This window comes from Streptomyces sp. SID3212 (genome assembly GCF_009865405.1).
In the GTDB taxonomy this organism is placed as follows: domain Bacteria; phylum Actinomycetota; class Actinomycetes; order Streptomycetales; family Streptomycetaceae; genus Streptomyces.
The window spans coordinates 1-9,732 of record NZ_WWJY01001079.1 but is presented as its reverse complement, the minus strand read 5'-3'; the positions used below and the strand labels follow the sequence as shown (position 1 = coordinate 9,732).

Below are 9,732 nucleotides of genomic sequence, written 5' to 3'. Positions count from 1 at the left end.
TCCTCGCTGTGTTTTGTTCTTCAAAGGAACCACCAACCCACCAACCACAAGGGTTGAGTAGGCCGGGGTATCAACATATCTGGCGTTGACTTTTGGCACGCTGTTGAGTTCTCAAGGAACGGACGCTTCCTTCGGTCCCGTCTCCGGGGCCCTCCGGGCGCTTCCCTTCGGTATTTCGTGTTCCCGACTCTATCAGATGCTTTCGTATCCGATTTCCCCGGCCGGCGGGGCTCGCCTTCCAGGTTTCCGCTTTCGCGTTTCCCTTTCCAGCGATTCCGACTCTACCAGAACCTTTCGGGCCTGATTCCCAGTCAGAGGGGGTTTGCCTTCCCGGCCCTTCGGCCGTTCCGACGTCCCGAACACTAGCGGATTCCCCAGGCGACTCATAATCGAGAGATCGGGAGTTCGAAATGTATTTCGGCATGCGAAAATACATCCCGGCTGGGAGATCGTGCTGAGTTTGGGTGCCGCGTCCGCGGCGGGAGTGGCTGCCGCCGGGCCGTACCGGCCCCGTGACAACTCGAAGAACCTTACGGACGCGGCGTGGGGCTGTCAAGCCCCCCGTTCAGTCCAGATCCGTCAGCCGTCCGCCCGCGTCCGGCTGGGCGTGTTCCACCCTGCGCAGCAGGCGGATCAGCATCTCGCCCAGCACCCCGCGTTCGTCGCCCGAGAGGTCCTGGAGCAGCTCCTCCTCGAAGTCCGACGCCATGCGCATGGCCGCGAGCCACTTCGTACGGCCCACGTCGGTCAGCTCCACGATCACCCGTACGCGGTTGTTCTCGTCGCGGTCGCGGGTGACCAGGCCGTCGCCCGCCATGCGGTCGATGCGGTGCGTCATCGCGGCCGGGGTGAGGCCGAGGCGCTTGGCGAGTTCGCCGGGGCCCAGGCGGTAGGGGGCTCCGGAGACCACGAGGGTCTTGAGCACCTCCCACTCGGCGTTGCTGATGCCGAGGTCGGCGACCTGCCGGCCGTACGCGACGTTCATGCGGCGGTTCAGGCGGCCCAGCGCCGAGACGATCTTCTCGACCTGGGGGTCGAGGTCGCGGAATTCGCGCTGGTAGGCGGCGATCTGCTCGTCGAGGCTCGGCTCCTGGAGGCCCTGTGGGGCGGGCTTGGCCGGGGTGTCGGACATCGGGGAAGTATCGCACGGGTGCGCGTTGGCTTCTAAGCCCTTCGATGTGTATTGTTAAGGTCTTAACTTTAGCTTCTAAGTCTTCGGACGTCAGTTCTTAGGTGGGTGAGTGTGACCAGGGAGTGGGGCGCGGCCATGCGCAGGATCCAGGCGGGCAACGCGCTGAGCGCGTTCGGGCTGGGGTTCACGGTCCCGTACCTCTATGTGTACGTGGCGCAGGTGCGGAATCTGGGCGCCGGTACCGCCGGTGTGGTGCTGGCCGTCTTCGCCATGGCCGCTCTGGTCGTCCTCCCCTTCACCGGGCGGATCATCGACCGGCGCGGTCCGCTGCCCGTGCTGGTGAGCGGGGCGGTGCTGGCCTCGGCGGGGGCGCTCGCCATGGGGTTCTCGGGGAGTGTGCCGACGGCGGTGATGTCGGCGGCGCTGCTCGGTGCCGGTACGGCCGTCATGCAGCCGGCGCTGGCCACGATGATCGTGTGGTGCTCGACGGCGGCGACCCGGACGCGGGCCTTCGCGACCCAGTTCTTCCTGGCGAACCTCGGGCTCGGGGTCGGCGGGCTGGTCGGCGGGCAGATCGTCGACCAGGACCGGCCGGGCAGCTTCACGCTGCTCTTCGCCGTCGAGGCCGTGATGTTCCTCGTCCTGGCCGGCATGGCCGCCTCGGTCAGGCTGCCGCGTCCGGCCGCCTTCGCCGTGAGCGCGCTGCCCAAGGAGGACAAGGGCTCCGCCGGGGGTGGCGGGCTGCGGGCGCTGCTCCGTCACCGCGCGATGGTGCAGTTGCTCGGGCTGGGCTTCGTGGTGTTCTTCGCCTGTTACGGGCAGTTCGAGTCGGGGCTCGCCGCGTACGGCACCGAGGCCGCGGGGATCGACCCGTCGACGCTCGGGGTCGCGCTGGCCGCCAACACGGCGGTGATCGTGATCGCGCAGTTCGTGGTGTTGCGGCTGGTCGAGCGGCGGAGTCGTACCCGGGTGATCGCGGCTGTCGGGCTCATCTGGACCGTGGCCTGGATCGTCGCGGGGTACGCGGGGCTCGGGCACGGGAGTACGACGATGGCGACGGCCGCCTTCATCTCCACGTACGCGCTCTTCGGGCTCGGCGAGGCGATGCTCGCGCCGACCGTCGCGCCGCTGGTGGCCGATCTGGCGCCGACGTCGATGGTCGGGCAGTACAACTCGGCCTTCGCACTGGTGAAGCAGCTGGCGCTGGCGGTCGGTCCGACGGTGGGCGGTCCCATGGGGGCGTCGCTGCACGGGCCGTACATCGTGACGTTCGTACTGTTCTCGCTGGGGATCACCGTGCTGGCGCTGCGGCTCGGCCGGCGGCTCACGCCCGCGCAGGACCGGCCGTCTCTCGTGGCGGTCTCGCGGGTGGTCGCGCGGCGGCTGCCGGAGGGCGCGGAGAAGGCGGAGCCCGTGGCGACGGAACCCGTACCGGAGCGGGTGGGCTGACGGCGCGGGGCGGGCTCGCCTCAGCGGGGCAGGGCGAACTCGCACCAGACGGCCTTGCCGCCGCCCGGGGTGCGGCGGGATCCCCAGGACGAGGCGATCGTCGCGACGATGGAGATGCCGCGGCCCGCCTCGTCGGCCGGTTCGGCGCGGCGGCGGCGTGGCAGGTGGTCGTCGCCGTCCGTCACCTCGATGATCAGCCGGCGGTCGGTGCGGCGGAGTCTGAGGCGCATGGGCGGGGTGCCGTGCTGGAGGGAGTTGGCCACCAGTTCGCTGGTGGCGAGCACGCCCAGGTCGCGCAGTTCGACCGGGAACCGCCAGGAGGAGAGCACTCCGGAGGCGAAGGCGCGGGCGCGCGGGGCGGCCTCGATGCCGCCGAGCAGGTCGAGCGCCGCGTTGTGGAACAGCTCGGCGTCGGGGCCCGTACGCGCCGGGTACTGGAGGACGAGCACGGCCACGTCGTCGTCGTGGTCGGCCGTCACGCCGAGGGATCGGATCAGCCGGTCGCAGACGACCTGGGGCGAGCCCTTGGCGCCCGCGAGGGCGCGTTCCAGGGACTCGATGCCTTCGTCGATGTCCTCGCCCCGGCGCTCGACGAGGCCGTCCGTGTAGAGCACGGCCGTGGAGCCGGGCGGGAGCGCGATGCTGCCGGAGGTGTGCTGCCAGCCGCCGGTGCCGAGCGGGGGGCCCGTGGGGTCCGCCGCCCGTTCGACCGCGCCGTCCTCGTCGCGTACGAGGATCGGGAGGTGGCCGGCGGAGGCGTAGACGAGTCGGCCCTCGTCGGGGTCGTGGACGGCGTAGACGCAGGTGGCGATCTGGCTGGCGTCGATCTCCGCGGCGAGTCCGTCGAGGAGTTGCAGCACCTCGTGCGGGGGCAGGTCGAGGCGCGCGTAGGCGCGTACGGCGGTGCGGAGTTGGCCCATGACGGCGGCGGCGCGGACGCCCCGGCCCATGACGTCGCCGATGACCAGGGCCGTACGGCCGGCACCGAGGGTGATGACGTCGTACCAGTCGCCGCCGACCGCCGCGTCCTTGCCGCCCGGCTGGTACGTGGCGGCGACGCGCAGGTCGTCGGGCTGCTCCAACTCCTGCGGGAGGAGGGAGCGCTGGAGGGTGACGGCGGTCTGCCGGTGTCTGCGCTCGCTGGTGCGGAGGCGTTCGGCGGCCTCGGCGTGGTCGGTGACGTCGGCGGCGAAGATGAGGACGCCGCCGGAGTCGGCGCAGCCGACGGGGGTGCAGGTGACCGTGTAGGAGCCTTCGCCGGTCTCGGGCCTGTCGGGCCGCTCCGGCTTGTCGGGGCGGTCGGGGCCGTCCTGGTGGCGGTCGGAACGGCCGCGGACGTGGACCTTGCGGGACTTGACCGTACGGGGCTTGCCGCTGCGCAGCACCTGGTCGAGGAGCGGCAGGAGGCCCAGTTCGGCGAGTTCGGGGCAGCTGTCCGCCGCGAGCGTGCCGACGGTACGGGGGCCGAAGGCGGTCGCGTACGCGTCGTTGACGTACGCGAGGCGGTGCTCGGGGCCGTACACGAGGGCCACCAGGGCGGGTAGTTCGCCCAGGATCTCCCGTACGGAGAGGTCCTCCAAGGAGGGGACGCCGTCCGGCGCGGGGTCGGGCCGCCGCTCGTACTCACCACGGGCCGCGGGCACGGAGCCGCGGTCGGTCCGCGCGGCGGCGCGGCGCTGCGTACCGGGGAGCCGGGCGCTCCAACGCGTGAAATTCACGTCTGTTCAGGCCTCATGGGGTCGTGTTGCTGTTCGTCTTGGCCGAGCGGAGCCGAGCGTGCCGGATCAGTCGGTGCACCGGATCACTCTGTGCAGAGGTGAGCCCACCTATGGTCACACGCGGGTCACGGCTCCAGTGTCGCCGACCGGACGGGCGGCGGGCACCGGCGGAGGGCCGGTCGTCGGGATCACCGGTGGTGTCGCCGGTGATATGGCCGGTGATACGGCCGGTGAGGTCGCCGCTGACGTGACCGGTCCTCCGGCGCCGGTGTCCACCGTCCTAGGACGGGTCGCCCGGCGTGTCCTTGGGCGTGTCCCTGGGCGTGTCCTCGGTGTTGTAGCCCTCCGCCGCGTTGGTCTTCCAGCCTCCCGCGGGGTCGGTCCTGCGGCCTCCCGCGGCGAGTTCGAATTCGGCGCGCGGGTGTTCCAGCGAGCCTAGGGAGACGATCTCCCGCTTGAAGAGCCCCGAGAGGGTCCATTCCGCGAGCACCCGGGCCTTGCGGTTGAAGGTGGGGACGCGGCTGAGGTGGTACACGCGGTGCATCAGCCAGGCCGGATAGCCCTTGAGCTTACGGCCGTAGACGTGCGCCACGCCCTTGTGGAGGCCGAGGGACGCGACGGAGCCCGCGTACTTGTGACGGTAGTCCTGGAGGGGTTCGCCGCGCAGGGAGGCGAGGAGGTTCGCGGCGAGGACCTTGGCCTGGCGGACGGCGTGCTGGGCGTTGGGCGCGCACTCCGCGCCCGGTTCGGCGGCGGTCAGGTCGGGTACGGCGGCGGCGTCGCCGGCGGCCCAGGCGTGTTCGGCGCCCTCGACGCCGAGCTGGGCGGTGCAGGTGAGGCGGCCGCGTTTGTCGAGGGGGAGGTCGGTGGCGGCGAGGACGGGGTGGGGTTTGACGCCGGCCGTCCAGACGAGGGTGCGGGTGGGGAAGCGGGTGCCGTCGCTGAGGACGGCGACGCGGTCCTCGCAGGAGTCGAGGCGGGTGTCGAGCCGTACGTCGATGTTGCGGGCGCGCAGCTCACGGACGGCGTAGAGGCCCATCTCCTCGCCGACCTCGGGGAGGATCCGGCCGGTCGCCTCGACGAGGATCCATTTCAGGTCCTCGGCCTTGAGGTTGTGGTAGTACCGCGTGGCGTAGCGGGCCATGTCCTCCAGTTCGGCGAGGGCCTCGACGCCCGCGTAGCCGCCGCCGACGAAGACGAACGTGAGGGCGGCGTCGCGGAGGGCGGGGTCGCGGGTGGAGGAGGCGATGTCCATCTGCTCGATGACGTGGTTGCGCAGACCGATGGCCTCCTCGACGGTCTTGAAGCCGATGCCGTGTTCGGCGAGGCCGGGGACGGGGAGGGTGCGCGAGACGGAGCCGGGGGCGAGGACGAGTTCGTCGTAGGTGACGTCGACGGTGCCGTCGCCCTCGTCCTCGGCGCCGAGGGTCCTGAGGGTGGCGGTGCGCCGGGTGTGGTCGATGGAGACGGCCTCGCCGAGGACGATCGTGCATCCGGACAGCACACGCCGGAGCGGGACGACGACGTGGCGGGGGGAAATGTTCCCGGCCGCCGCTTCCGGGAGGAATGGCTGATACGTCATATAGGGCTCGGGGGTGACGACGGTGACCTCGGCCTCGCCGCTTCTGAGCTTGTGCTGGAGGCGCAGCGCGGTGTACATGCCGACGTAGCCGCCGCCGATGACAAGAATGCGCGCGGGAGGCGCGGCGGGCGGGGGTGCGGGGGTCGTCCCCCGGGAGATCTCAGCCATCACTCCCCCATGACGCAACGCCCTCAAGGCTTTGTCCACAGCCCCGACAAATTGTGTGACCGGAGGCGGTCGGCGGGGCGGGGTGCGCAAATGCGCCGGTAATGCCGGAGGAAGCCAGGTCAGAGCGGGTGGGGAGGGGTGGGGGAGATGGTTGAATCACCCATCTTCCGGTCCTTGCTCCGATCGGGGCATGCTCCGTGCGGAACTACCCCCTTCTGAATTGACCCGGGCTCAACTATGTTCGTACCTCGTCGGGGTGTACGGCCTGTGACGGGACAGGCTCACATCGTCGACTGTCAAGCGGGGAGTCTCCGGGGGGAGACATCATTACCGGGGGAACGCTTATGCACATTCAGGATTCGCATTGGCAGGCTGCCGTCGTCTCGGACGGGGAAGGCCGGTTGGGTGCGGGCGGGCGATCAGCTCCGCTCCGCGTGGACGCACAGCGCAATCTGGAACATGTACTGCGAGCGGCTCGCGAGGTGTTCGGCGAGTTGGGGTACGGGGCGCCGATGGAGGACGTGGCGCGCCGGGCCCGGGTGGGTGTCGGTACGGTCTACCGGCGGTTCCCGAGCAAGGACGTCCTGGTGCGGCGGATAGCCGAGGAGGAGACCTCCCGGCTGACCGACCAGGCGCGTACGGCGCTGGGGCAGGAGGAGGAGCCCTGGTCGGCCCTCTCCCGCTTCCTCCGTACGTCGGTGGCGTCCGGCGCGGGGCGGCTGCTGCCTCCCCAGGTGTTACGGGTGGGCGTGGACGGCGACGACCCGGCGGGGGCGCGCGGTCAGGCGCCCGAGGGCCGGGTACCCCAGCAACGCCAGGCGGGCCAGCCCGACCTGCGGGTGGTCGAGGCGCGCCTGTCGGTGGACGACCTGGACGATCCGGGGGCGGTGGAGCTGCTGGAGGTCGTGGGGCAGCTGGTGGAGCGGGCGCGCGAGGCGGGTGAGCTGCGCGTCGATGTGACGGTGGCGGATGTCCTCCTGGTGATCGCCACGGCGGCACCGTCCCTGCCGGACGCGGCGCAGCAGGCGGCGGCGTCGGCGCGGCTGCTGGACATCTTGCTGGAGGGGTTGCGGTCGCGACCGGTGTGAGGTGCGGCGGGCCGGGCGGGGGGTGTGAGGCGGTCGGTGTTTCGGCGGTCGGCGCGGGTGCGCCCAGGGGCTGGCGCGGGGTGCGCTCGGTGGCCGGCGCCAGGTGCTCCACGGGGCCCTAGGGTCCTCGCACCGCCGTTACCCTTCCGTCCCTGACCGGCGGCCTCACCGGTCCGGACCGGGTGCCTCCGGCGGTCGGCACCGGGGGGCCTCCGCCGCACGACTCCGGCTCGAACTGGCGTACTTCCAGGGGCTGTTGAGGCTTCCCCGAACGGGTGAAGTGTGGGGGCTCCGGCCCGGGAAACGACCCCGGACGAGTGGTTGCGGAGCTTGAGAGGGCTTGGGCGCGGCGCGCTGTGGCACGCTGACCGGGTGTGTGGGTCGGACAGTGCGTGCGGGGGCTTCCGCGATGAGCGGTGATGGACGGGACGAGCCACTTGGTGGCGGCACGGAGCCGCCCGGCGGCGGCGCCGAAGGGGGTACGGAGTCTGACGGCCCGACGTCCTGGCAGGTACCGAACCAGGGCGGCCCCAGAGAGCCGTTCGCGCCGGGAGGCGCGGGTGGTCCTGGTGTTCCGGGGGCCGGCCTGAGTGGTCCCGGCGATCCGGGAGTGCCTGGCCAGCTCGACGGTTCCGGCGGACTGGGAAGCCCGGGCCGACCTGGCGGTCGCGGAGGGCGGCTCGCGCCGGGAGACGTTGCCGGGATGCCTGACCGGCCCAACGGTTCCGACAGACCTGGAAACCCAGGCCGACCTGGCAGTCCCGGAGGACCGTCCACGCCAGGAGGCGTTCCCGGGATGCCTGACCGGCCCAACGGTTCTGGTCGACCTGGAAACCCAGATCGCCCTGGCGGTCGCGGAGAGCCGTCTGCACCGGGAGGCTCTGTTGGGCCTGCCGGGCTGGGCGGTCCGGAAAACTCCGGTCGGCACTGGGGTCCCGATGGGGCTGACCGTCACAGTGGGCCGGGAGGCCTTGGTCGGCCTGATGGTTCCGGTGAGCTTGGAAGCTCTGGTGGAGCGGGTGAGCAGGGTGCCTCTGGTGAGGCCGGTGGGCTTGGTCGTCCCAGTGGGCCGGGAGGCCCTGGTCGACCAGATGAGCCAGGGGTCTCTGGTGGGCCTGGTGGGCCAGATGGACCGGAAAGCCCTGGTCGGCAAGGTGGTCCTGACGAGTCTGGTCGTCCCAGTGGGACAGGAGGCCTTGGTCACCCCGGTGGTCAGGAAAGCCTCACTCAGCACGAGGGTCCTGGCGGGCACAGTCGTGCCAGCGGGCCGGGGCGCGCTGGTGGTGCCGGATGGCCGGGGGGGCCTCATGCGTCTGCTGGCCCCGACGGTGGTTCTGGTGACCCCTACGGTCCTGGTGGCCTTGGTGCTTCGGATACTGCGGGCGCGTCGGGTGGTCCGCGTGTGCCGGGTGTGCCGGGGCAGGGTGGGTCCAGTGGCGCGGGCGTGCCTGGGCAAGGTGGGGGGCGCGATGTGGGTTTGCCGGGGCCGAGTGAGCGCCGCGACGCGGGGGTGCCGGAGCAGGGTGGGGCCGGTGGGGGGCGTGGCTTCTTCGGGGTTGGGGGTGTGCCTGGTAGCGGTGGCGGGGGGCTTGGGGGTGGGGGGCGTTCGGCTGTGGGCGATGGGGACGGCAGCGTGCCTGCGCAGCGGGAGCGGGGGACCGAGGACGATCCCTGGTTCGGCGAGGACGTCGACGTACCGACATTGGAGCTGCCTGCCGCCGCACTGTCCCGGTCGGACGCCGACCTGGTTCAGCGGATGCGGGACGGTGACGACAGTGCGTACGAGGAGCTGTTCCACCGGCACTCGGACGCGGTGCGGCGTTACGCCCGTACCTGCTGCCGTGACGCGCACACCGCCGACGACCTGACGGCCGAGGTGTTCGCCCGTACGCTCCAGGCCGTACGCGGCGGGGCCGGGCCCGAGCAGGCGGTGCGTGCCTACCTGCTGACGACCGTACGGCGCGTCGCCGCATCCTGGACGAAGTCCGCCAAGCGCGAGCAACTGGTCGACGACTTCGCGCTGTTCGCCGCACAGGCCGCGCGCGTCGCTGAGGTGTCGGACGTGGACACGCTCGACCTCGGCGCGGACGTACGGGCCATGCACGACGCCGAACAGTCCCTCGCCATGCAGGCGTTCCGCAGCCTTCCCGAACGCTGGCAGGCGGTCCTCTGGCACACCACGGTCGAGGACGAGTCGCCCAGCGAGGTCGCGCCGCTCTTCGGGCTGAGCGCCAACGCGACGGCCGTGCTGGCCGGGCGGGCGCGCGAGGGTCTCAAACAGGCGTACCTCCAGGCCCACGTGAGCACCGCGCTCACCTCGGGCGGCGACTGCGCCCGCTACGCCGACCGGCTCGGCGCGTACGCGCGCGGCGGGCTGCGGATGCGGGCGGAGCGGGGGCTGCGCAAGCACCTGGAGTCGTGTGCGAAGTGCCGCGTCGCGGCGGGGGAGTTGGCGTACGTCAACTCCGGGATCCCGGCGCTGGTCCCGATCGCGGTCATCGGCTGGTTCGCGGCGGGCTATTCGCTCAAGGCGGCGGGGATCATCGCGGGCGGCGGGGCGGCGGGCGCTGCGGGCGCGGCTGGGGCCGCTGCTGC

General features: G+C 71.7%; 6 protein-coding genes. 3 read left to right on the top strand and 3 right to left on the bottom strand.

The features are described from left to right. Window positions 1-565: 565 nt before the first annotated feature. Window positions 566-1,132: a MarR family transcriptional regulator gene (locus GT042_RS32100; RefSeq protein ID WP_161312212.1), complete on the bottom strand. Its 567-nt coding sequence runs from the start codon at window positions 1,130-1,132 to the stop codon at window positions 566-568. Between the two features lie 111 nt (window positions 1,133-1,243). On the opposite strand from GT042_RS32100, the gene GT042_RS32095 reads away from it, so the two are divergent. After that, the gene (locus GT042_RS32095; protein WP_161312211.1) at window positions 1,244-2,581 is read left to right on the top strand and encodes an MFS transporter; all 1,338 of its coding nucleotides are present in this window, start codon (window positions 1,244-1,246) and stop codon (window positions 2,579-2,581) included. Window positions 2,582-2,601: 20 nt separating this feature from the next. Here GT042_RS32095 and GT042_RS32090 read toward each other — a convergent pair whose 3' ends face one another. After that, window positions 2,602-4,299: an ATP-binding SpoIIE family protein phosphatase gene (locus GT042_RS32090; RefSeq protein WP_161312210.1), complete on the bottom strand. Its 1,698-nt coding sequence runs from the start codon at window positions 4,297-4,299 to the stop codon at window positions 2,602-2,604. Window positions 4,300-4,579: 280 nt separating this feature from the next. Continuing rightward, a complete protein-coding gene (locus GT042_RS32085; RefSeq protein WP_161312209.1) occupies window positions 4,580-6,049 on the bottom strand; it encodes an NAD(P)/FAD-dependent oxidoreductase in 1,470 nt (489 codons plus the stop codon). Window positions 6,050-6,393: 344 nt separating this feature from the next. Between GT042_RS32085 and GT042_RS32080 the strand changes: the two genes are divergently transcribed. Continuing rightward, window positions 6,394-7,137, top strand: a complete 744-nt coding sequence (locus GT042_RS32080; RefSeq protein WP_161312208.1) for a helix-turn-helix domain-containing protein — start codon at window positions 6,394-6,396, stop codon at window positions 7,135-7,137. 1,510 nt (window positions 7,138-8,647) lie between these two features. Further along, a partial coding sequence (locus tag GT042_RS32075; RefSeq protein ID WP_345944004.1) for a sigma-70 family RNA polymerase sigma factor occupies window positions 8,648-9,732 on the top strand: 1,085 nt, incomplete at its 3' end.

Excerpts from the sequence above, each read along its gene's own strand:
- GT042_RS32100 (WP_161312212.1), bottom strand. The coding sequence starts at position 1,132 with ATGTCCGACACCCCGGCCAAGCCCGCCCCACAGGGCCTCCAGGAGCCG.
- GT042_RS32085 (WP_161312209.1), bottom strand. The coding sequence starts at position 6,049 with ATGGCTGAGATCTCCCGGGGGACGACCCCCGCACCCCCGCCCGCCGCG.
- GT042_RS32080 (WP_161312208.1), top strand. The coding sequence starts at position 6,394 with ATGCACATTCAGGATTCGCATTGGCAGGCTGCCGTCGTCTCGGACGGG.